Source organism: Paenibacillus sp. FSL H8-0175 (assembly GCF_045040615.1).
Classification (GTDB): domain Bacteria; phylum Bacillota; class Bacilli; order Paenibacillales; family Paenibacillaceae; genus Paenibacillus_AQ; species Paenibacillus_AQ odorifer.
In genome coordinates this window covers 748983-773055 of the sequence record NZ_CP150299.1, presented here as the reverse complement: position 1 = coordinate 773055, position 24073 = coordinate 748983, and the positions used below count along the sequence as shown (strand labels likewise).

At 45.3% G+C, this 24073-nt stretch carries 16 protein-coding genes, 3 rRNA genes and 3 riboswitches; of the genes, 2 read left to right on the top strand and 17 right to left on the bottom strand.

Annotated elements, in window-relative coordinates:
• Positions 1-27 precede the first annotated feature (27 nt).
• From MHH46_RS03395 to MHH46_RS03385, 3 genes are all read right to left on the bottom strand, one after another.
• A complete protein-coding gene (locus MHH46_RS03395; RefSeq protein WP_036680925.1) occupies positions 28-291 on the bottom strand; it encodes a DUF1294 domain-containing protein in 264 nt (87 codons plus the stop codon).
• Positions 292-382: 91 nt separating this feature from the next.
• Positions 383-1606, bottom strand: coding sequence for an MFS transporter (locus MHH46_RS03390; protein WP_081387999.1), 1224 nt, complete (start codon positions 1604-1606; stop codon positions 383-385).
• A gap of 161 nt (positions 1607-1767) precedes the next feature.
• Positions 1768-3903: a DNA topoisomerase III gene (locus tag MHH46_RS03385; RefSeq protein ID WP_076195116.1), complete on the bottom strand. Its 2136-nt coding sequence runs from the start codon at positions 3901-3903 to the stop codon at positions 1768-1770.
• Positions 3904-4030: 127 nt separating this feature from the next.
• On the opposite strand from MHH46_RS03385, the gene tsaA reads away from it, so the two are divergent.
• Positions 4031-4477 (top strand): tRNA (N6-threonylcarbamoyladenosine(37)-N6)-methyltransferase TrmO, encoded by a 447-nt coding sequence (gene tsaA / locus MHH46_RS03380; protein WP_076148050.1) that lies wholly within the window; start codon positions 4031-4033, stop codon positions 4475-4477.
• A 50-nt stretch (positions 4478-4527) separates the two neighbouring features.
• On the top strand, positions 4528-5445 hold the full coding sequence (locus MHH46_RS03375) for an AraC family transcriptional regulator (RefSeq protein ID WP_076195118.1): 918 nt from the start codon (positions 4528-4530) through the stop codon (positions 5443-5445).
• A gap of 106 nt (positions 5446-5551) precedes the next feature.
• On the opposite strand, the gene MHH46_RS03370 is transcribed toward MHH46_RS03375, so the two are convergent.
• The 14 genes from MHH46_RS03370 to MHH46_RS03305 all read right to left on the bottom strand — a co-directional run bounded on the left by MHH46_RS03370 (position 5552) and on the right by MHH46_RS03305 (position 23975).
• A complete protein-coding gene (locus MHH46_RS03370; RefSeq protein ID WP_076128451.1) occupies positions 5552-6739 on the bottom strand; it encodes a DUF4179 domain-containing protein in 1188 nt (395 codons plus the stop codon).
• Positions 6714-7301 carry an RNA polymerase sigma factor gene (locus MHH46_RS03365; RefSeq protein WP_076128449.1) on the bottom strand — a complete coding sequence of 196 codons (588 nt, stop codon included), beginning with the start codon at positions 7299-7301 and terminating at the stop codon, positions 6714-6716. The genes MHH46_RS03370 and MHH46_RS03365 overlap by 26 nt, the downstream gene beginning before the upstream one ends.
• A gap of 196 nt (positions 7302-7497) precedes the next feature.
• Complete coding sequence (locus tag MHH46_RS03360; RefSeq protein ID WP_076195120.1) at positions 7498-8250, bottom strand: acyl-[acyl-carrier-protein] thioesterase; 753 nt, start codon at positions 8248-8250, stop codon at positions 7498-7500.
• Between the two features lie 238 nt (positions 8251-8488).
• Positions 8489-8605 (bottom strand): 5S ribosomal RNA (rrf, locus tag MHH46_RS03355).
• Positions 8606-8733: 128 nt separating this feature from the next.
• Positions 8734-11660 (bottom strand): 23S ribosomal RNA (locus MHH46_RS03350).
• A 262-nt stretch (positions 11661-11922) separates the two neighbouring features.
• Positions 11923-13480: ribosomal RNA gene (locus MHH46_RS03345) — 16S ribosomal RNA — on the bottom strand.
• The 16S, 23S and 5S rRNA genes sit together here, the layout of an rRNA operon.
• Positions 13481-13847: 367 nt before the next feature.
• Positions 13848-14657 (bottom strand): transglutaminase family protein, encoded by an 810-nt coding sequence (locus MHH46_RS03340; RefSeq protein WP_038568647.1) that lies wholly within the window; start codon positions 14655-14657, stop codon positions 13848-13850.
• A gap of 13 nt (positions 14658-14670) precedes the next feature.
• A riboswitch (cyclic di-GMP riboswitch) is annotated at positions 14671-14751 on the bottom strand.
• Between the two features lie 74 nt (positions 14752-14825).
• Positions 14826-14908, bottom strand: a riboswitch (cyclic di-GMP riboswitch).
• A gap of 113 nt (positions 14909-15021) precedes the next feature.
• Positions 15022-15687: a class D sortase gene (locus MHH46_RS03335; protein WP_248549048.1), complete on the bottom strand. Its 666-nt coding sequence runs from the start codon at positions 15685-15687 to the stop codon at positions 15022-15024.
• Positions 15688-15789: 102 nt separating this feature from the next.
• Positions 15790-16197, bottom strand: a complete 408-nt coding sequence (locus MHH46_RS03330; RefSeq protein WP_076130538.1) for a GtrA family protein — start codon at positions 16195-16197, stop codon at positions 15790-15792.
• Positions 16184-17164, bottom strand: coding sequence for a glycosyltransferase family 2 protein (locus tag MHH46_RS03325; protein ID WP_036679898.1), 981 nt, complete (start codon positions 17162-17164; stop codon positions 16184-16186). Before MHH46_RS03325 ends, MHH46_RS03330 begins: the two co-directional genes overlap by 14 nt.
• A gap of 97 nt (positions 17165-17261) precedes the next feature.
• Entirely contained in the window at positions 17262-19040 is a 1779-nt protein-coding gene (locus MHH46_RS03320; RefSeq protein ID WP_076195064.1) for a phospholipid carrier-dependent glycosyltransferase, read from the bottom strand.
• Positions 19030-21285: a glycosyltransferase 87 family protein gene (locus MHH46_RS03315; RefSeq protein ID WP_076195066.1), complete on the bottom strand. Its 2256-nt coding sequence runs from the start codon at positions 21283-21285 to the stop codon at positions 19030-19032. The genes MHH46_RS03320 and MHH46_RS03315 overlap by 11 nt, the downstream gene beginning before the upstream one ends.
• A 400-nt stretch (positions 21286-21685) precedes the next feature.
• On the bottom strand, positions 21686-23086 hold the full coding sequence (locus MHH46_RS03310; RefSeq protein ID WP_036679893.1) for an NCS2 family permease: 1401 nt from the start codon (positions 23084-23086) through the stop codon (positions 21686-21688).
• 122 nt (positions 23087-23208) lie between these two features.
• Positions 23209-23308, bottom strand: a riboswitch (purine riboswitch).
• A 202-nt stretch (positions 23309-23510) separates the two neighbouring features.
• Positions 23511-23975 carry a hypothetical protein gene (locus tag MHH46_RS03305; protein WP_076106071.1) on the bottom strand — a complete coding sequence of 155 codons (465 nt, stop codon included), beginning with the start codon at positions 23973-23975 and terminating at the stop codon, positions 23511-23513.
• Between the last annotated feature and the right edge of the window lie 98 nt (positions 23976-24073).

The window sequence follows — 24073 nt, the reverse complement described above, 5'->3', positions numbered from 1 at the left end:
TTTTCTAGTTTGTAATCCTAAAGACTATTATCTTAAAAAATAGCTGTACAAAAAGATATTCAGCAGCAGCAGAAGCGGAATTCCGATCCTGAAGGATGTATGACGCGTCTTGTGGCGCTTACGGTACATGGCAATCAGCACACCTAGTGCGCCGCCCATGGCTGCCAGCAGAAAAAGTGTTTTCTCAGGTACACGTTCCCGCCTTTTGCGGGCTTTGTTCTTGTCCTCGGACATCACTACATACCCGATTATATTAATTACCACAAACCACAACATTACAACCTTGACCATTCTCCCGGGCTCCTCCTCCTTGCTTCCTATCTCTATTATATTCCTCTTTTGCACAAAAAACCAATCATCCTTACACGCTCTGCCAAGTCTGTTAAGTTGCTTTTAGCTGCTTCTGCTTCGTATCCTTCATCCATACCCAGGATAAAATTGTAGCCAACGCCGCCGCAATCCCACCTAACCAGAATCCTCCGGTCAAGCCATATACAGAGCTCATCCAACCTGCTACGAATGGCCCTGCTGACATCCCTATCGCATAAACGGCCTGATAGAAACCCATAGCTGTAGCCCGTTTAAAAGGATCTATTTCTGATACGGATTTACTCAACAGCAGCGGAAAAATAAGTCCCTGCATAAAACCATTCCCCACCTGAGTCAGACAAAGCGCCGCTAACGTCGGCATAGAAGGAATGAGCAGCGTAAACAGTGCGCTTCCCGCAAAGCCTAGCATAAGCTTCCCTCTATCACCCAGCAGCCCTCCAAACAGACGTGAGCCGTAGAGCGTTGCGATGGCATGCGGAATCATAAAAGCGAGTGTTAGCCAGCCCAAGCTTTCTTTGCTTGCTCCGATATTCAGCGCCTGGTTCGGAGTATATCCGAACATTGTTATAAATAGCACACAGTGTGCCAGCACAGACAACAGTGATACTTTTACCAGCAAAGGTTCCTTTACGACACCAGCCAGTTCCTTGATCTGTATGGCATTTTGCCGTTTTTCCTGCTTTTGTTCCGGTAACCGAAGCGCAAGTATTAGTGCCGCAATAGCTACAATTCCACCAATCAGGAAGGGGGCATTCCAGCCCCAATGCTCTACCATATAGCCGCTGATCATCATGCTGGTCAATTGGGCGATTACTGTAGTGAATTGCAGCATGCCCATCGCTTTTCCAGCTTCCTCTTTTGGAAAATAACCTGCAAACATCACAGAGTACACAACCCATGCCGATGCTGCTATCCCGGATACCGCACGTGCTGCCAACGCCCAACCCGGCTGTGCTCCCCACATAAAAAGAAAACAGCTGACTCCACTCGCAATCAATCCCAGATAGATAAACGGCCGCCGCCTATTTAAATAATCTGAACCGATGCCAATGGGTATACGGAATAGGATCTGCATTAACCCATATATCCCAAGCACCATGCCCACCATAAAATACGATGCTCCCAAATGCTCAACATATGGTGAAAGCACCGGCACATAAATATAAGAAGAGAACCAAAACATAAATACAATAACCAAAAAGAAAAACCTGCTGCTTCCTTGCCCCTGTGGGCGATCTGCCGCTTTCAACGGATTCGCCTGCTGCTCAGCTGCCACCTAATCACCTGCTCCACTCATTTGCTTACCATTCTAATTCAAAGCCTATCCGTAGACCACATAAACTTACTAGGATAGAAAAAAGACTGCTGAGCACACTCAGCAGCCTTCATTATTCTAATCATTCGTTTTAATTGAAGCTAACCATCCGATGATTCCTACTACTTATCCTTCTTTTGTCCTTCAAGCGCTGCTTTCAGCAGTTCCCCAAGGTTAGAACCAATGCTTTCCTGCTTGCTGTATTGCTGCACCAGCTTTTGCTGTTCACGTTTATTAACATGCTTGTGATCCTTATCTAAGGTCTCTGTGATTCCACAGCCTAGACATTGTACGAACATGCCTGCTTTACCCTCTTTAAGCTCCATTTTCTTATGGCACTGTGGGCAGCGGCGATTCGATAGTCTTTTCTCACCTGCACGGGTGTAACCACAGTTATCTGCAGGACACACCAGCAGCTTCCCTCGTTTGCTCTTCTTCTCGAGCAGTCTTGTACCGCATTCCGGACAATGACTGTTAGAGACATTATGCGGCTTATATTCTGCTCCGCTAGTTTTCACACCTGTTACCAATTCCTGTGCCATACCGCGGATACCTTGTAAAAAGAGCTCCGGTTTGCCTTGACCACGCGCTATTTTCTCCAGCTCAGCTTCCCAACGTGCGGTTAGATCCGGGGTTCGTAGCTGAGTGGATACCAGCTCGATTAACTGCTTACCTTTTCCTGTCGGATGCAGGAGATTACCTTGCCGCTCAATTGTATCGGAGCTTACCAGCTTCTCAATAATATCCGCGCGTGTAGCCGGGGTTCCGAGGCCGTGCTTCTCCATTTGCGTCAACAGCGAAGCTTCATTATAACGCTTCGGTGGCTGTGTTCGGCCAGCACGCACCATACAGCGGCCAATCGTGACAGCAGCCCCTTCGCGCAGCTCAGGCAGCTTTACACTGCCCGCTGCCGGCTCGTCCGCAGATTCCTCCTCGTCATCACTACTCATATCTCCGCCGTATACTTCGCGCCAGCCGGCATCTTTTACTGTCGTCCCTTTGACATGGAAGCTTTCGCCTTCCACATTGACGGTTACAGCTACCGCATCATAACGAGCTGGCGGATAGAACAAGCTTATAAAACGCCGCACAATCAGATCATACAACTTACGTTCTTCAGTACTCAGACCATTTAACAATACGGTCTGTTCTGTAGGAATAATAGCGTGGTGATCACTGACTTTACTATCATCCACGATTCGCTTCGTAATCCGCAGCTGCTTGCGCAGCAATGGACGTGCTAACGCTGCATATGGACCGACCGCAACACTATCCAGTCTTTCCTTGAGTGTGCCCGTCATATCTGAAGTTAAGTAACGACTGTCCGTACGCGGGTATGTGACAAGTTTATGCTGCTCATATAACCGCTGCAGCACACTGGAGGTCTGCTTCGCGGAGAAGCCGAACTTCCGGTTCGCATCACGCTGCAGTTCAGTCAGATCATAAGCCAGTGGATGAGGTTCACTTTTCTCACTCTTCTGTACCTTAATAATACGGCCGCTGCGTCCTGTAAGCTTATCCTTTAAGCTGGCTGTCTTATCCTTTTCGAATATTCGACCATCACCGTTACTGGCCCGCCATGCCGCTTGGAAATCCCCAAAATCAGCAGTCAGCGTCTCAAAATCGACGGAACGGAAACCCGTAATCTCCTGTTCACGATCCATGATCATCCCTAATGTCGGCGTTTGTACCCGTCCTGCTGAGAGCGGCGAACCGAACTTACAGGTCAAAGCTCTTGTGACATTCAGTCCAATCATCCAATCCGCCTCTGCGCGGCAACGTGCAGATTCATACAACCGATCAAATTCCCGGCCCGGACGGAGTTTTGCAAATCCCTCTTTAATTGCCTTATCAGTCTGCGAGGATATCCATAACCGCCGGAATGGCTTTTTCCACCCTGCCATATTCATAATCCAACGAGCCAGCAGCTCCCCTTCACGGGCAGCATCTGTAGCAACAATAAGCTCCTCAATGTCCTGACGCTTCATTAGGTGCTGGACAGCTTTATATTGCTGGTTGGTCTCCCGCAGCACCTTCAGCTTGGTCTTCTCCGGCAAAATCGGCAGATCCTCCAAGGCCCAAGTTGCAAACTTTTTATTATAATCCTCTGGCTCTGCCAGGCCGACCAAATGACCCAGCGCCCAGGTAACCACATATTTTGGACCTTCAATATAACTCTTCTGTTTATTATTGCATCCCATGACCCGTGCAATCTCGCGTGCAACAGACGGCTTCTCCGCCAATACTAGTGTCTTCATAATGCTCCCCTTTCCACATCAAATTTCATTATAGCATTAAATGAATGTTAGCAAATATCGTCAGGCTTTACCGTATGCCTCTGTTATACACTAGATCATATCTGATACCCGAAAGGAGTCATAGTCAATGAATGAACAAGAAAGCTATAATATATTATCTATAGGATCGGTTAGAGGTACAGCACATAATTTGCGGCTTGAAATCAACCCGGAATTCAGACCAGCGCTTAAAGGTTTATCTCAGTTTAGTCATTGCCAAGTACTTTGGTGGCTGCATGAGTTTGCAGAGGATCATTTCCGGCAGACTACACAGATTCAGCCTCCTTATGATGCGACCTTAACTGGAGTATTCGCTTCCCGTTCCCCTATTCGCCCTAATCCGATTGGGCTAAGTGTAGCAGCAATCCTCTCTGTCGATGTAGACTCTGGAATAGTGGAGGTGGCCGGGCTTGATGCCTATCCGGGTACACCTGTTCTCGACATCAAAGCCTATTTTCCTAGTGCAGATCGCGTAATGGAAGTGACAGTTCCCGATTGGGCTGCTGTTTGGGGCGACTGGACAGCAAATCATTGAAGTAATCGTGCTAGACACCATTTCTATTAACTGTTATGGGAGGACATCTCTTGAACAATCGCCAACTAATCATTCAAGCCTTAGATCTCATTGAGGATCGCTTAACCACGTTTCTTCCTGTAGCTGTCCTCTCCAAAGAAATGGGATACTCCCTTTATCATTTCACCCGTCTATTTCAAGCAGTCACTGGGATAGCACCCGGCGACTATATAGCCAGACGCAAAATCACTGAAGCAGCCTTAGACATTCATCGAATGCCAGAACGTTCACTCCAGGACATTTCATTAGACTATAACTTTAGTAACTATGAGACCTTTACCCGTGCCTTCAAAAGAATGCTGCACACGACTCCCTCTCTTGTTCGAAAAAGACTTACTGAAACGAAACTCCCTTTGCTCCCTAGACTATATGAACAGGATCTACTTCAAGTCCTTTCTGATAGTGATCTCTCCCCCCAGCTCGTTGATTTCGGAGAAATTATACTTCAAGGACCCGTAGTTAAAGTAGACCTAGATTTCTCCGTCATTTCTGATACTTGGCCTTTGCTTTTCAATAAGGTAGCCACTATATCGGATAGAATACAGCCTGAAAAATATTATCAGCTTGGCTTCTGGCCAGATGACTATGAGAGTAATGGGTTTTCGATCATGTGTGCCTGCGAGCTTAGTCCTATAAAAGCAGACCACAATCAGACTTTCCCCCTTCAGATCTTACCACCCATACGTTATCTGAAATTCATCCATAAAGGCCGCTCTTGTGATATCCCTTCTACCTATAAATATATCTACGGAATCTGGCTGCCGAAAACAGAATACAGGATGTCCATTCCATTTGAATTGGAATATTATGGTGAATTGTACCTTGGACCAGATAACGAAAACTCGGTGAGTGAAATCTACATTCCATTAGAATTTTTACAAGAAGAGACTACGTTGTCGTCTTTTATAGATGACAACCGTTACTCTTAGAAATATAAAGATATTATAGTTTTGCAGCTTATAAATTCTCATTTTTTAACAAAAAGCCCGTATCTGCTATGCAGACACGGGCTTTTTTTGCTTATGGGATTAATAGTTACTTTTGCTCCACCTGAATCGTTTGTTCAAGCTCCGGATAATAATGTTTAACTTGTTTTCCTTCTTCATCCCTTAATGCTTTATGATTTTCATCAATGGAGTAAGTAAACGGCTTAACTGTAATTGTCTTTGGTGTTTGCGCGAACGGTATGAAATCTTTGTCTACCAAAGGATAGACTATAGCTGGCAAGTTAAATGAACCACCCGATGAGAACGCATTACCTAGTTCATCAACGATTTCATAGAACATTTCAGAGGTTGTGTATCCATCCTTTTCTTTCACAGTTGGCGCTTTACCTTCTTCGCTGAGCTGTAATCTGCTTGTGGCTGGAGTTAATTCCAGCTTGGTAATCGTATAACTGAATTCTTCTGCCTCTTTTGTTTGGTTCAGATCAAGCTTGATAATTCCTTCCGTTACTTTTTTCACCGGCACCTTGATTACAAAAGGCTCTGCAATTTGTGTAACCGGCACACTGATGCTTAATTCAAATTCATCCCCCAAAGCCTCTATATTATTTAGATTTCTGTAATCGTATAAAATAGCATTCTTTTTTCCCTCAACATCACCAAAAGATGACATTTGGCTCTCCAGTTTTTTCCCATTCGGCAATTTCACTTCTGCTGAACCCAACAACCCTTTTTCGGACTGGTTCATTGTCACTTTCGCATGTTGTTCTGTTAGCGATGGATCGAACTCAATCGGTTCAATAATCATCTCAGCCATCATCTTATCATTATCAATGCCTTCCCGTTCAATCGCAAAAGCCAACCGCGAGCCGTCATAATAGGCATCGGTAACCTTTAAGGTCACTCCATCATGGGTAACGCTTTGGTTAGGGGCAGTAGATAATCCTTTTTCCTCAGCAGCATTTAGACCTTTATCGTCAATCCCCTTAAAAATACTTCCTACAACAGGAATCTGCTTCAATGTTTCAGCCATGACCGGGGATACAAATCCGCTACCGATTATCCCCGCACCCAACACTGCTGCTGCCGAGGCAGCCACCAATGATTTTTTCAGAAACTTATTTCCATTCTTTCTTGACGCTCGTTTTTCCATTCCCTCGTCTCCTATCCGCTTCATAATTGAATCGCTGAAACTGTCTACCGGCATTTCATGATTTTGGAATGTTTGACGAATGTGCTCCATCTTCTGACTTTCAGTTCGATCTTGCCATTTCTCCATGAGGGCTGCCTCCTTCATTCATTCTTTGCCGGACTAACTTTTTGCGTAGACGTTCAAATTTCTTGCGTAAAGTAGCTGAATTACAATCCATAATCTGACCCATTTCTTCAAAGCTGTACTGCTCAACCACCTTAAGAATCAGGAGATTGCTCTCTTCGGCTGTCAGGTCATCCATAAATAACTTCTGCAATGGCTCCTCATCGTTAGGATTATAATAGGCTTTGGGCTGCTGCTCTTTATATAGCGACAACAGACGGTTTCTTCGCTTGCGTTTGCGAACCTGATCCAGACAATGATGATAGGCCACTTTATACAGCCATGCACTAAAAGAGACTCGTTTCTCATAACGTCTGAGTTCCTGATACACTTTTACAAATATATCTTGCACAGCATCCTCTGCTTCTTCATGACTTCTCAAAATATAATAGCAATACGTATAAATCTTTCTTTCATAGGCTTGTATTATAGTTCTATAGGCTTCGCGGTTACCCGCAAGAACCTGATCGATAGCCTCTTCAATTATTGTTTGATTCACTTGGACCCCGGGGCTGCGACGTTCCAAAGAATCACCTCCTTGTTATTGACTACAACTATATAACGAATGTGATCCCTTTAATTGTGACAGGCTCAAAAAAAATTTCCAAATATGTTAGAAACATCATCCGTTTTCAATAAAAAAAGCGATTGCCCCGATTGATGTTCGGAGAAATCGCTTTTATAATAATATTCCATATTTATAAATTACTTACTTATTCGTACTATTGGACACTTTTTAACGCTATACATGCTTCAAAATATACAGTATCACTATTCTGACCGCGTACATATATACCATCATCCGTTACAGCTGAACGTAAAATAGTCAGTTCATCCCCAAACTTAGCTTCTTGTAGATAAGTAATCCGGAAGCGTGTGAACTCTGCATTATCCCATTCCGCTAAAGTGAGCGCATCACAACATAAATCCCCGTATCGGGCATTATTCAAATGTCCGTTGCTGTCAAGCCCACTATATCTTACCTGATACCGATAAGCTTCTTCCATAGTAATATCAGAAGGGATCGTTACCTTAACAGGCATATCGCCTACTGAATCGCCATTATAGTGCTTAACCTGAACTGGAAGGGCATTCGGTCTAAGTATCTTTCTCTTCTCAATATCTACTAAAGCCCATATGGATCGTGCTGTGGCGATTTCTATATGATCTCCATCGAAAATACGATAATCCCGTTGCCACAGTGCCCCTTTAGTGCCTTTACTCCAGGTATGTACGCTAAGCACATCATTCGGGCGGGGAATACGCTTAAAATCAAGATCTAACGTGATCATCATCCAGCCCATTCCTGCATTCAGAATTTCTTCCACACTTATCCCCAAATTACCCACTGCGAAGTCTGCCGCACATTGCATGATATCCAGAATAAAGGATAACTTACCCTGCGAACGATAATCCGTGTCGCTCGCATGTACAGAAAAATCTTCTATCCACACAAGATTGCTACTGTTGTCCATTGTTTATCCTCCTGCCATGCAAAATATCCTTGCATTTACTTGAAGTATCCACATATACCACTGCTCTATCCACATAAATTGGGGACTACTTTCATTTTTGAATATATTTTATTATTTCATCCACATGTTAGTAACTTTTATAATTTCGTTAATTCCCCATAACTTATCCACATTTTTAAAATTAAGTGGTAAAGGGAACAAAAAAGCCATTGTTGATAAATCAACAATGGCTTCGTGTGCTTGGCAACGTCCTACTCTCCCAGGACCCTTCGGTCCAAGTACCATCGGCGCTGGAGGACTTAACGGTCGTGTTCGGGATGGGTACGTGTGGAACCCCTCCGCTATCGCCACCAAACATGCGTCTGTGAAACAGACGCTGCCGCGTGAAATTCGGTTCATCACCAGAAGTGACAATGAATTTCTAAGCGTATTTCAGGCTTGATGCCTGAAAACTGAATCCGAAACGAATCTGCATTCTACGTATAGGATAAGCCCTCGACCGATTAGTATTGGTCAGCTCCATGCATTGCTGCACTTCCACCTCCAACCTATCTACCTCGTCGTCTTCAAGGGGTCTTACTAATTGGGAAATCTCATCTTGAGGGGGGCTTCACGCTTAGATGCTTTCAGCGCTTATCCCGTCCGTACGTAGCTACCCAGCCATGCTCCTGGCGGAACAACTGGTGCACCAGCGGTACGTCCATCCCGGTCCTCTCGTACTAAGGACAGCTCCTCTCAAATTTCCTGCGCCCACGACAGATAGGGACCGAACTGTCTCACGACGTTCTGAACCCAGCTCGCGTACCGCTTTAATGGGCGAACAGCCCAACCCTTGGGACCTACTTCAGCCCCAGGATGCGATGAGCCGACATCGAGGTGCCAAACCTCCCCGTCGATGTGGACTCTTGGGGGAGATAAGCCTGTTATCCCCAGGGTAGCTTTTATCCGTTGAGCGATGGCCCTTCCATGCGGTACCACCGGATCACTAAGTCCGACTTTCGTCCCTGCTCGACTTGTAGGTCTCGCAGTCAAGCTCCCTTATGCCTTTGCACTCTGCGAATGATTTCCAACCATTCTGAGGGAACCTTGGAACGCCTCCGTTACTCTTTAGGAGGCGACCGCCCCAGTCAAACTGCCCGCCTGACACGGTCCCCGTACCCGGTAAGGGCACTAGGTTAGAACCTAGATACGATCAGGGTGGTATCCCAACGGCGCCTCCACCGAAGCTTGCGCTCCGATTTCTACGGCTCCCACCTATCCTGTACAGATCGTACCCAAATTCAATATCAAGCTGCAGTAAAGCTCCATGGGGTCTTTCCGTCTTGTCGCGGGTAACCTGCATCTTCACAGGTATTAAAATTTCACCGGATCTCTCGTTGAGACAGCGCCCAAGTCGTTACGCCATTCGTGCGGGTCAGAATTTACCTGACAAGGAATTTCGCTACCTTAGGACCGTTATAGTTACGGCCGCCGTTTACTGGGGCTTCGGTTCATAGCTTCGGGTTACCCCTAACCACTCCCCTTAACCTTCCAGCACCGGGCAGGCGTCAGCCCGTATACTTCGCCTTGCGGCTTCGCACAGACCTGTGTTTTTGCTAAACAGTCGCTTGGGCCTTTTCACTGCGGCCCCCTCGTGCTATTCACACTACCGGGGCACCCCTTCTCCCGAAGTTACGGGGTCATTTTGCCGAGTTCCTTAACGAGAGTTCTTCCGCGCGCCTTAGAATTCTCTTCTCGCCTACCTGTGTCGGTTTGCGGTACGGGCACCTTCTCCTGGCTAGAGGCTTTTCTTGGCAGTGTGAGATCATGACCTTCGCTACTATAATTTTCGCTCCCCATCACAGCCCAGCCTTAATGATGTGCGGATTTGCCTACACATCAGCCTCACTGCTTAGACGGACATCCATCAGTCCGCGTCACTACCCTCCTGCGTCACCCCATCGCTCATAGCGGATTACGGTGGTACAGTAATTTCAAACTGTTGTCCTTCGACTACGCCTTTCGGCCTCGCCTTAGGTCCCGACTTACCCTGAGCGGACGAGCCTTCCTCAGGAAACCTTGGGCTTTCGGCGGATCAGATTCTCACTGATCTTTTCGTTACTCATACCGGCATTCTCACTTGTGTAGTGTCCAGCGCTCTTTTCAGTACACCTTCAACCCCTACACAACGCTCCCCTACCCCAGATACATACGTATCTAGCCATAGCTTCGGTGGTGTGTTTAGCCCCGTTACATTTTCGGCGCAGAGTCACTCGACCAGTGAGCTATTACGCACTCTTTCAATGGTGGCTGCTTCTAAGCCAACATCCTGGTTGTCTGTGCAACTCCACATCCTTTCCCACTTAACACACACTTGGGGACCTTAGCTGATGGTCTGGGCTGTTTCCCTTTTGACAATGGATCTTAGCACTCACTGTCTGACTCCCGGCAATAAGTATATGGCATTCGGAGTTTGACTGAGCTTGGTAATCCTTGCGGACCCCGCACCCAATCAGTGCTCTACCTCCACTACTCTTATACCGAGGCTAGCCCTAAAGCTATTTCGGGGAGAACCAGCTATCTCCGAGTTCGATTGGAATTTCTCCGCTACCCCCACCTCATCCCCGCACTTTTCAACGTACGTGGGTTCGGGCCTCCAGTGCGTGTTACCGCACCTTCACCCTGGACAGGGGTAGATCACACGGTTTCGGGTCTACGTCCACATACTAAATCGCCCTATTCAGACTCGCTTTCGCTGCGGCTCCACCTTCTCGGCTTAACCTTGCATGTTAAACGTAACTCGCCGGTTCATTCTACAAAAGGCACGCCATCACCCATTAATAGGGCTCTGACTTTTTGTAAGCACACGGTTTCAGGTTCTATTTCACTCCCCTTCCGGGGTGCTTTTCACCTTTCCCTCACGGTACTGTTTCACTATCGGTCGCCAGGTAGTATTTAGCCTTAGCAGATGGTCCTGCTGGATTCATACGGGGTTTCACGTGCCCCGCACTACTCGGGATCCGTCTCGGAGAGAATACAGTTTAGGTTACAGGGCTTTTACCTCTATCGCGGGCCTTTCCAGACCTCTTCACCTACCATATTCCTTTGTAACTCCATGTGAGACGTCCCACAACCCCTAAGAGCAAGCTCTTAGGTTTAGGCTGTTCCGCGTTCGCTCGCCGCTACTGACGGAATCACTATTGTTTTCTCTTCCTCAGGGTACTTAGATGTTTCAGTTCCCCTGGTCTGCCTCTACATTTCCTATGTATTCAGAAATGAGTAACTGCGAATTACCACAGCTGGGTTTCCCCATTCGGACACCCCCGGATCAAAGCTTGCTTACAGCTCCCCGAGGCAGTTTCGTTGTTCGCCACGTCCTTCGTCGGCTCCTGGCGCCTAGGCATCCTCCGTGTGCTCTTATTAGCTTAACCTTGATTCTTCCGCAGGAAAATATCATACGATGACATTCTCTTTGGAATCATCTCACTAATAACATTTACTTGTTTACACAAGTTGCTAAAAGATGTTCTAAAACGCAAATTCGTTTCGGTATCCAGTTTTCAAGGATCAAGTCTTACTTGAGAGCTTAAACTCTCAAAACTGAGCAACGAGTGAGTAACAGGCCTAAACCTGAGTTTTGGAAGCTTAGCTTCCGATTTGAATGTTCTCATTGCAGAGAACGATTCTCCATAGAAAGGAGGTGATCCAGCCGCACCTTCCGATACGGCTACCTTGTTACGACTTCACCCCAATCATCTACCCCACCTTCGGCGGCTGGCTCCCTTGCGGGTTACCCCACCGACTTCGGGTGTTGTAAACTCTCGTGGTGTGACGGGCGGTGTGTACAAGACCCGGGAACGTATTCACCGCGGCATGCTGATCCGCGATTACTAGCAATTCCGACTTCATGCAGGCGAGTTGCAGCCTGCAATCCGAACTGAGACCGGCTTTGATGGGATTGGCTCCACCTCGCGGCTTCGCTTCCCGTTGTACCGGCCATTGTAGTACGTGTGTAGCCCAGGTCATAAGGGGCATGATGATTTGACGTCATCCCCACCTTCCTCCGGTTTGTCACCGGCAGTCACTCTAGAGTGCCCAACATTACTTGCTGGCAACTAAAGTTAAGGGTTGCGCTCGTTGCGGGACTTAACCCAACATCTCACGACACGAGCTGACGACAACCATGCACCACCTGTCTCCTCTGTCCCGAAGGCCGCTGCTATCTCTAGCAGATTCAGAGGGATGTCAAGACCTGGTAAGGTTCTTCGCGTTGCTTCGAATTAAACCACATACTCCACTGCTTGTGCGGGTCCCCGTCAATTCCTTTGAGTTTCAGTCTTGCGACCGTACTCCCCAGGCGGAGTGCTTACTGTGTTAACTTCGGCACCAAGGGTATCGAAACCCCTAACACCTAGCACTCATCGTTTACGGCGTGGACTACCAGGGTATCTAATCCTGTTTGCTCCCCACGCTTTCGCGCCTCAGCGTCAGTTACAGCCCAGAAAGTCGCCTTCGCCACTGGTGTTCCTCCACATATCTACGCATTTCACCGCTACACGTGGAATTCCACTTTCCTCTTCTGTACTCAAGCCACCCAGTTTCCAGTGCGACCTCAGGTTGAGCCCAAGGTTTAAACACCAGACTTAAATAGCCGCCTGCGCGCGCTTTACGCCCAATAATTCCGGACAACGCTTGCCCCCTACGTATTACCGCGGCTGCTGGCACGTAGTTAGCCGGGGCTTTCTTCTCAGGTACCGTCACTCCGGTAGCAGTTACTCTACCGGACGTTCTTCCCTGGCAACAGAGCTTTACGATCCGAAAACCTTCATCACTCACGCGGCGTTGCTCCGTCAGGCTTTCGCCCATTGCGGAAGATTCCCTACTGCTGCCTCCCGTAGGAGTCTGGGCCGTGTCTCAGTCCCAGTGTGGCCGTTCACCCTCTCAGGTCGGCTACGCATCGTCGCCTTGGTGGGCCGTTACCCCACCAACTAGCTAATGCGCCGCAGGCCCATCCCTCAGTGACAGATTGCTCCGTCTTTCATTCTTCTCTCAGGAGAAAAAAGAAATTATCCGGTATTAGCTACCGTTTCCGGTAGTTATCCCAGTCTGAAGGGCAGGTTGCCTACGTGTTACTCACCCGTCCGCCGCTAAGTTATTTTGAAAGCAAGCTTTCAAAATAACTCCGCTCGACTTGCATGTATTAGGCACGCCGCCAGCGTTCGTCCTGAGCCAGGATCAAACTCTCCAATTAGTATTGAAAAGAGCGATATGCTCATTTTGAAACATCTGACGAGAAAATTAATTCTCTAATTTTGGATTTCACTTGCGTGATTTCCTACTCACTCGTTGTTCAGTTTTCAAAGATCAAGTTCTCGTTGGCGCCGTTTAATGTCTCAGCAGCAACTCTTATAATATATCATGTTGTTTTCAGAAATGCAAGCTTTATTTTTCGAAGCTTTTTATCAGCCTCGTCTATATCGCCTGTACGCTGTCTAACAACGCTTACCTATAATACCCCAACTATTAATAGAAAAGCAACCCCTAATATAAAAATAAACAACTGGCTTAATAATTAAGCCAGTTGTTTATTTAATAGAGTTATGTTTCTAGGGACGAACTTAATAGTATTTTGCCGCAGTATATTTGCTTGAGGCTTTAATTAAATCGGTTTTCTTATCACTCTTTGCAAGTCCTGCATCCACTGTAGTATCAATGGTAACCCACTTCCCATTAAGCAACACTTCGTTCCATGCATGATATTGCGTAACGTAGCTTGTATTCCCCATTACCAACTTAGCAGGAACATCTACACTCCGCAGCATTGCGGCAAAAAGAGAAGCGTAATCATAGCAAATCCCTTTTTTAGTAGTCAATGTCTTATCGATGCTTGGAATATAATCAGTAGTTACACTATTAGCAAGAGAGTAATCATATTGTACATTCGCAACTACATAGTTATAGATCGCTTTAACTTTCTCTTCGTCTGTTGTTTTGCCTTGTACTAATTGTTTAGCTTTGACAATCGCTTTATCAGAAGAACTCCATTTCACATTCTGTACGGAGCCCAAATATACGGAATTCGAGTCACTCATGGTTACGTCTACTACTTCGGAATATAATGCTTTGTATTTATTGCCGGTTGTGTTCTCCAGAACAGAAACCTTATACGTCCCATTTCCTTGTTGCAAAGGGAAGTCCTCAGCTTGTCCAGAAGCATACAAGTTATATGTATAGCTGCTGTTATCTTTGGTGATCATGAGTTTGATTCTTTTATCTTTCGGAATATCATAGTTAATACCAATAACACCTTGAGCCACTTTGGATGTAATCAACCAGCTGGCATCTGCACTTGCAGCTTGAGCTGTACTTACCGGAACTGAAGTCATTAGGACGAACAACGCCACCAGCATAAAATAAACCTTTTTCACGGATAAAACTCCTTTCGGTAGCTGGCTGCCATCCTTTCGGGAAGGCCCTTTAGCTTTGCGTCCCTACCTTTCGATAGGTTTGCCGTTATCGTATAAGCTCTATCTGTTCTAGCTTTACTAGATATAATTGATAGAATCCATTTGAAACAAACAAAAAAAGCCTCTTCATTCGGTAGCTGGCTGCCATCCTTTCGGGAAAAGGCCCTTTAGCTTTGCGTCCCTACCTTTCGGAAGGTTTGCCGTTATCGTGTTTAGCTTTCATAGTATAATACTATCATATTTATAGTTGTGAACAAGACCTAATTTACTAGATTACCCATTATTTTATAAATATCTCCCGGTATTTGTGTTTTCTTGTCATTCACTATTCTCCTTTTGTTAATTTGGCATGAACAATCAGCCGATGCGTTGGATTCACTAGCGGATCACATGTAATCAGAGTAAGAATCTTATCCTTGTCATTCCCGTCAAGAACGGAGACATCACTCGGATCTACAACAGAAATATCGTATACCTCATAGTTAAACACCTGATCACTAGTCTTTACCGTGATAACATCCCCCACAACAACCTCATTCAATCTGTTAAACAAACGCCCCGTAGTTCTAGCCCGATGCGCCGCGATTGCAGCATTCCCGATCTCTCCAAGGGGTGCCGTTTCTTTCATATGGGCTGCAGCATGTTTCATATTAGCTTTTGTAGCCCCTTCTAATACAGGCAGCTTCAAATCAATCTTATCGATTTCAATTAGTGCGATTACTTTGCCACCGACTTCAATCTCCGGTTCAGGCTTTTCTGTCTCTTGGGGTTGGGGCTGTGCCTGGGCATCCAGAACCGATTCCTCTGCTAACAGCTGAGTAACTTCAGCATACCTGCTCTTTAGATCTGGCTGGGGAGTACTATCGGCAGTGCTTAGTTCAGCCGTTTCTAATAACTTCTCCTGCTGCCTGTCGTTGTACCACTCGTTAGCTGTCGGATATAACATGATAAGTATCCCAGCCAGTATGAGTAGATAGGAGAATTTACGCAATGTTATTCACCTCCGTATATTGTTTCTATGGTTATATACAAATCAAGCAGAAACAGCTACTTGCCTTTAAGCATAGCAACTCCTTCTGCCTGAAATTAATGTTTAAAATACCCATTTACGACTTCCAAAGAAATTGATGATCACCGTGATAAAGGTAACCAGCACCTTGGAGATCAAGACTTGAATACCTAGTTTGTCTGTCAACAGATGCATTAACAACAGTGATATTCCGAGCACTACCAGATTCAGCACGATAAACTTGACCAGCTGTACGCGGTCGAAGCCTTCTTTATTCCCCCGGTTGCGATCACGAAAGGTAACTTTTTTATTCAAAATAAAGCTATTCGCCGTGCCTGCACTATAGGAGATCACCTGCGCCAATGCGTATACCATCCCTAGTGAATTCAACAATGTGAAAATCACAAAATCAATAAGCGTATTGAGCAAACCTACGGCATTAAATTTGAGGAACTGTATGAATGCAGCGCGCAAGTTCTTATCTGACATCATTGTGGTCCTTCCGGCGGTCCAGTTGTTCTTCGTTCTGGTAGCCTTTAGTCTCACTAACAATATATAGCGGTCTATCTTTAGACTCGTCATAAATCCGTCCGATATACTCCCCAATCACACCCAACAGCATCAGAACAATACCGTTAAAGAGCAGATTGACACCTACAATGGAAGCCCAGCCCGGAACCGTCCAGGAGGTGAAAAATATCCTTTGGAACAAGACGAAAAATAAATAGAGAAAGCTAGAAAATGAAAGAAAGAATCCAATATACGTAGCAATCTTAAGCGGCTTATGTGAAAAAGAGGTGATGCCATCTAACGCAAAACGAATCATTTTCTTCAGCGGATATTTGGTTTCTCCGGCAAAACGTTCTTCCCGTTCATATTCCACCATAGTCTGCTTGAAGCCAACCCAGCTCACCAAACCTCTGACATAGCGGTTCTTTTCTTTAAGTCCCCGCAGGACATCACATACCTTACGGTCAATAAGACGGAAATCGCCTGTATCCGTAGGAATATCTACACTTGTCATACTGCTGAGCAGGCGGTAAAAAAGCTTCGCGGTGACCTTTTTGAACATCGTTTCTCCGTGGCGCTTCAGACGTTTCGCATATACAACGTCGTAGCCCTCTTTCCACTTCTCGATCATTTGCAGAATGACCTCCGGAGGATCCTGAAGATCAGCGTCAATAACAACAACCGCTTGACCTTCGGCATAGTCCATGCCAGCTGTAATCGCTACCTGATGTCCGAAATTACGCGAGAAGTCAATCAGCTTGACATGCTCGTCTCGTTCACAGATCTCCCGAATCATCTGGGCGGAACGATCACGACTGCCGTCATTGACAAAGACCAGCTCATAAGTATCGCCGCACTCGTCCATTACTTTTTTCAAACGTTCATAAGTATGGCTAATTACTTGCTCCTCATTGAACATGGGTACAATCACACTATATCTGGCTTTCACCTTTATTCCTCCTACAAGCTTTTTGGAGCGTTACATCCATCTACACTTCATAATAACGCTGCATGCATAAACTTATTTTATAGATTTTTATTAAATCCTAGAAAACCCAAGTTGGGAACCAACGCAGCATATCTTTCACGTAATCTCCACTGACCTGCATCCCTGACAGTACCGGGTAGAAAGCAATAAAGAGCAGCAAAGCAACAGCTACATAGACATACTGTACGTAACGGGCCTCAGGGAATTTACTATCCAGCAACTTCATTATATATACAATACCAAGAATCATAAATGGCACCATAGCAAAATAATGGTAAATAAATGTTTCTCTTGGGACAAGCATCCACGGAACATATTGCGAGAAGAAGGCGATCCAGATCATGTAGAGGTTCTTATCTTTACGTTTCAGCGTAATCCACAGCGTTGCCAACATCGCAAAAATACCCGTCCACCAGATAAGCGGATTCCCCATAGTCACTATACTGCTGACCTGACCTTCCGGCAAACCTTCACCGCCGCTAAAGAACCAGACCGGTCTCTTCATAAACGGCCATTGCCACCATGAGGAAGCAAAAGGATGTGTAGCTACAAGCTGGCTGTGGTAGTTGTACATATTCTTTTGGGAATCAATCAAACCTTTTATAGTGAAGCCCTCTGCTGATGCAGATAACCCCGGCACAAAAGATAAGCTATAAATAATTACTGGAATAATTACAAAGAACCCGATACAACTAGCCAACGTAATAATAGTCTTTTTCCAAAAAGAATCTACTGCTTCACGACAGGTGCCCAGCAATTCCTTGTCTTTAATCTTCCCCTCTGCCAGCAGGCGTCCGGAGGCTTGGTATTCTCTGTAGCGTTCAAAAAGGGAGATAGCCAGCATAATGGCCAGCCCTGCTCCTCCATAGAGCACAATCCATTTCGAAGCTACGCCGATTCCGAAGAATAAGCCAGACCAGAATAACGGAATTAATGTTTTTCTTAAAGGCTGCTTGTAGAAATTCATTGTGTAATACCGCTGCATAAAATAGAACATCAACATAATGAAGAATACTCCGTATACGTCAATCGTGGAGATTCTTGTCTGTGTGAAATGCATGAAATCCAGCGCAAACAATCCTGCCGCGAGGGCGGCGTATTTGCTTTTCTTAAACAAACGCAGCGCCATTACATATATAAGAGGTAACATGGCAACTCCGAACAAGGTTCCGATAATACGCCAGCCGAATGGATTGACTCCGAACAGCTCCATACCTATGGCAATCAAAAGCTTGCCAAGCGGTGGATGCGTATTCTCGTAAGGCACTATCCCGTGTGTATATTCATAAGCTGTTCGCGCATGATAGATCTCGTCAAAATAAGTGCTATTCATAAAGTTAGAATATTCCGGAATGAGCGCCTGCTCGTCAAAAAGATTGGCCGCTGCTCCTCTTTTAGGTACTGCGTTAGCATCCGGTGTCACACCGGCAATAGGAAGGGGGATTCTTTCTCCCCCCTGCTCATAAAAGGCCATTTCGTTCAAAGTGAACCCTGGAGAGGTAACTGTTAACTTCACATATCTCGCTGTAACGTTCAGGGGTTGGCTTTTCCAGATGAAGACATTCCCGACATCCTCACTGACATCCATCGGACTGCTCCAGACCTCAGGATTGTCGCTGAATTCCAGCTTGAACTTACCCGTTCCCACGCCACCAAAGATATTGACCCGTTCCAATGGTTTACTCTGCCCCAAATCTACATAGAAGCTTTCACCACTGGCAGCAGGCTCCCATAAGGTCTCTGGAGATTTAGTAGAGCCAAGATTATATAAAGCAAGCGCTGCGTAAACGGCCGTGATAGCTATTATGCATATCCAATCTATACGCTTAAACTTCATCGTTAAATCGCCCTCCCTTCTGATGCGGTTTAATTTGCCCGACAACTCTCAAATCTTCTTCATACTGTTCTTCCGGTGTAATTGGCGCTGGAAGAGGTTTTATTCCCTTGCGGACATACACATCGTATCCGATATTCAGCATATAAAGCAGCAATGCTAGATTAGCTATAGCAGTCACTAATACGATTCCGTCTGCACCCGGGCTAACATCTGCATTCAGGTGGGATAAGGTGTACGCCACATTGATGTATTGCGTTAAGCTGAATCCGAGAAATAGCGATAAAAAGCGGCGGTCCCGACTTTCTATATAAGTAAACAAACAAAGAATAAGAGCAGGGAACATATAACGTTCATGCATTTTGGTGCCAAGCACAAAGACCACTACTATAAGCACCATCCCGATAAAATAGGATTTGGTCAGATCCAAGCGATCCTTTTTAAAGGAATAAAATGCCGCAACAGCTACAGCCACTAAAATAAATATGAAGCCCCATACACGGTATGGAATGCCAAGCCAGGTTAGATCAAGGGATGACCACATCGGATCAGTCAGTGCATACAGATTAAATGCATTCACTGAAGAATACGGATAGGAAGATAACGTACTCTTGTAAAGATCAATAATCCCTACCAGACCTCCGTTATTCCAGAAAAACGGTGCCGCAAGCAATCCGAAGATCCCTAATCCATACAAAGCTCCGAATCCAAGCTGCTTCCAAGCGCGGTGATGATAAAAAGCAAACAACAATACCGGCGTGAATATCAACGCTTGCGGTTTAATTAGCGTCGCTAAGGCAAACAAAATTGCGGAGCGGACAAACTTTTTGTTCGCAGCGCCATGGATACTGAGCAGCAGGAAGATCAAAAAGAATGAATCTGCTTGTCCCCAAGCCGCTGAATTAATAAGTACCGCTGGATTAAACAGAAACAACAACATTAAGCCGAAAGCTATTCCTGTGCCGAGTTTTTTGCGTGACATTTGATAAATGAAGTAGCCGAGTACCAAATCAGAAAGGATCGCAGGGAGCTTGAAGAGCAAATTCTCTCCACCTGAGCCCTGAGTGAATCCTAAAACGCCACGAATGGCGCTAAGCACGTACAATATGTACAAATAGCCAGGAGGATAATCGGCAAAATAACCTTCTTCATAAAATTTGCCTGGGCCTAAATCCACCATACGCTGTCCCCAAGAAATAAAGGTATTCATATCATTCTGATATCCTTGCGCGGTAAGACCAATCCACACTCTCAGGATAAAAGCAATTCCGATGGCAATGCTCAGCCATTTGGAATAAATATTCTCAGGCTGCTTCATAAGCTTCTCACTACGGAATGCCTTAGTATAAAGCACTGCAAAAAACACGCTAAACAGCGCTGAAATCAGCAACATCTTAGTTGGAGATACTTTATGTGGAGTGTCTGCCTTTTTGTCGCCGGCATCTGGACTAACCGCTGAACTATCCAGCGAAATGACGTTAGCCCCTTCAGGAGCCGCGTCTAATTTTTCTACAGCAAAATCATCAAAATAAGCCTTACCTTGAATCAAGCTAGAGTAGCCGCCCAGACTTGCGCCTATGCCAAATGACTTCTGCTCCGGTCCTGTCTGGCCGATATATTCAAGATACTGCCATTCACCTGCCGTATCAGTTACGCTGGGATACCCCCCGCCTACTCCAACGGCAAGAATGTTGGCGCCCATTCCCTCCCCTGCTGTACTTACTACTTTGATCCATCCAGAGATTTTATAATAACTATTCGGCGTAGCCTCAATCGTCTGCACCCATTTCGAATGATTGGGCTCGATATTCTCAATGACTGCCGCCTTGCTGCCGGAATGAACTTCCTCCGATTGGATTGAAAGTAGGCCTGAATTATCTCCTGAAATCCACATATCCTTAGTCCAGTTAGAAGGCGCATCATCTCCCCCCTCCTCAAAGCCAGGGTTCTGCAATAGATTCCCCTCTGCATAAATGCTTGTTACAGGAAGCACAAACAATAACAGCATCAATACAGTCATTACGGCCGCACGTGTACTCTTGATCATCGTCCCAACCTCACCTCGTCCTATATTCATCTTAGTCCAGCCAAAAGCATATCCCTTCTGAAAAACAACTCCCGAATTAGTGTATTTCACCGTTGCTAAGAAATCATTTGGATTGATTTTCTCATAAAAGAGCATATAAATATAGGGTATGTTAACCTTATCTGGATCGCAGACCCTTCCATCCACAATATTCCATTCCATAGGATCGCTCTAAGCTTCAAGGCTCTTATATAGACTCTTATATAGAATAGAAGAATCGCAGTGGCTAAAGCAAATACCGGAGCAAAAAAACAGGCCATTCTATCAGCATAAAGCGAGAGAACTAACAAAATGGTAAGACCATAGGACCACCTAGGGGTTTGAAGTATTTTCAGTACAAAATCAACAGAGATCAGGATCAAGGAGGGAACAAATTGGACTCTAACGCCAAGGCTGCCTCGTCCTGAACATCACCTCTTCAACAATATAATCTAAATCATAGATGATGAAAAGCTAGAAACATAGACTAGCCTGAATGGTTAAGTGCCAACAAAAATATAAAAAAAGGGCCCCCTCAGTTATGAAGGAGCCGTTGAATGCACATCTGTATGCTATATATGAGTTAGCCCGCACTACCAAGAAATACATAACGGAGAATAATCAGAATAGCAAGTACCCACATCATCCAGTGAATATCGTATTTTTTCTTGCCAGCAAGGTTAGCTACACAAGCAAGGATTACATAAGTTACGATACCAAAGGAAATACCATTAGCAATATTATAAGTGAAAGGCATGATTACTAGAGTAAGGAACGCTGGAATCGCAACAACCATATCTTGAAAATCAATTTCGCGAATCGATTGTGCCATGAGCACACCTACGACAATCAATGCTGCGGCTGTAGCAGATCCAGGGATCAGAGCCACTATTGGTGCAAGGAATAACGCAAGCAAGAAGCACACACCCGTTGTTACAGCTGTAAGACCTGTACGTCCACCTTCAGCAACACCTGCCGCGCTTTCTACAAAAGCAGTAGTAGTGGAAGTACCCAATGCCGCACCACCAGCTACAGCGATGGCATCGACAAACATTGCATTACCTACACGTTTGTTACCTTCTTCAGGGTTGTCCATAATACCAGCGCGTTGAGCAGTACCTACAAGTGTACCAAATGTATCGAACAATTCTACAAAAGTGAATGTTGCGATTGCTGAAACAATACCGGTGTGCAGGATTCCATCCCAGTCAAATTCGAAAAAGTTCAATTGCGTCAGGTCAGGCACCCAAGGGGTTGTCGGACTGGACAAAGAGCCAAAATCAACTACACCCATCAGTATACCCGCGAGGGTTGTACCCAAGATACCGAATAAAATCGCACCTTTAACTTGCAGTACCATCAGGATGGAAATAAGAAGCAATCCGATAATTACCAATTGTACATCAGTGTTCTCTAGGCTACCCATATGAATAATTGTTTCAAAGGATAGGACATCTGTGAATGTATTGGCGGAAATATCTTTACCAGCTTCGACACCAATCGTCATCAAACCACTGTTCTTAAGCCCAAGGATTGTAATGAACATCCCGATACCTACGGTAATGGCATGCTTCAAGCTGTCAGGAATGGCTGTCAGTAAGATCTGCCGCACTCGGGTAACCGTAAGCAGGATGAAGATCAAACCGGAAATAAATACTGCGGTCAGACCCATTTGCCAAGTGAATGGATGTTCTGAGGTTGCAGAAGACAAAATTACGGAAGCAAAGTATGCATTAAGTCCCATACCTGGTGCCAATGCTACTGGAAAGTTTATAAACACGCCCATTGCAATGGTGAAAATACCTGCTGCCAGCGCAGTCGCTAGAAATACAGAGTACCAGCCCATATCGATGCGGCCAAATGCTGTTAATGTGCTCGGATTAACCGACAGGATGTAAGCCATAGCCATGAACGTAGTCAAGCCGGCCATTATCTCTGTACGTACTGTAGTGCCGTTCTCTTTCAACTTGAAAAACCGATTCAAATTGTTCTCCCCCTAAGGTATGTTGTGGCTGACAGCAACAAAAAGCCGGTATCTGATCGACACCGGCTCGAAAAAAAGAGTAGCACCCATGACTATAGCCCTAGATTCAGGACAATACGGGTTGCTCAGCTCTTCTTAATCGTAGCCAGGTCATTACGGTGACCTCGTAGAAACTTCCAGGCCTATTCCCGGAAATATACGAAAGAATTATGTTGTTGTGCTTTATCATTTTAGGTGGACATCACATAAGTTGTCAATGAAAAAAGCGAACATTTTCGACTTTATTTTTTCTATTGTTCGTAATTCATACAATTTTATCTTTAACTTCAACCCCAAAATCCTTTAAATCATGCAGCTTATTAACTATCAAAAGCCTTATCAAATGGGTATTTTTCCCTATAAAACAATTTCGATGTTCCCTGGCTTATTGCCCTTTGGAATACTGATAGCTATGCCAAGAATTAGCAAAATGCCCTATAGCTAAACAAATCACTGCAATACCCAACCAGAAAGATCTGCCCCATATAGCCGCAAATCCAAATGCACAAACAGGGAGAACTGCCATGGGAATCGGAAGAAACAATAATGGAGCCCATAATAATCTGAATTGCTGTCCCTTAACCATATAACGAATCCATAAACCGTAATAAATCGTGATAAACACAAAGATAAGTGCAGCCCAGATCCCGAATTCTACATTTTCAAAGTTATCCTTTGAAATCGCAAGAATGGCTATACACCCCAACTGCCCTACTCTCTCCAAAAGGGTGTAGACGATGCCGGCATCTTTTAAACCGCTGGGAACATGATCGGGCGGAAACTTAATCATCAGTAAACTTGGGGCAAGAATAACCATAGCTATTAGTGTTCCAATAAGTGAGAATCCCATTCTAATGGCTCCTGTAAGTATATTTTTCCCAGTTTATCACATTCTCTAAAGTTGCTATATAGGGTCCGTCACAAGCTTCACGGTTAATAAAAAAACCT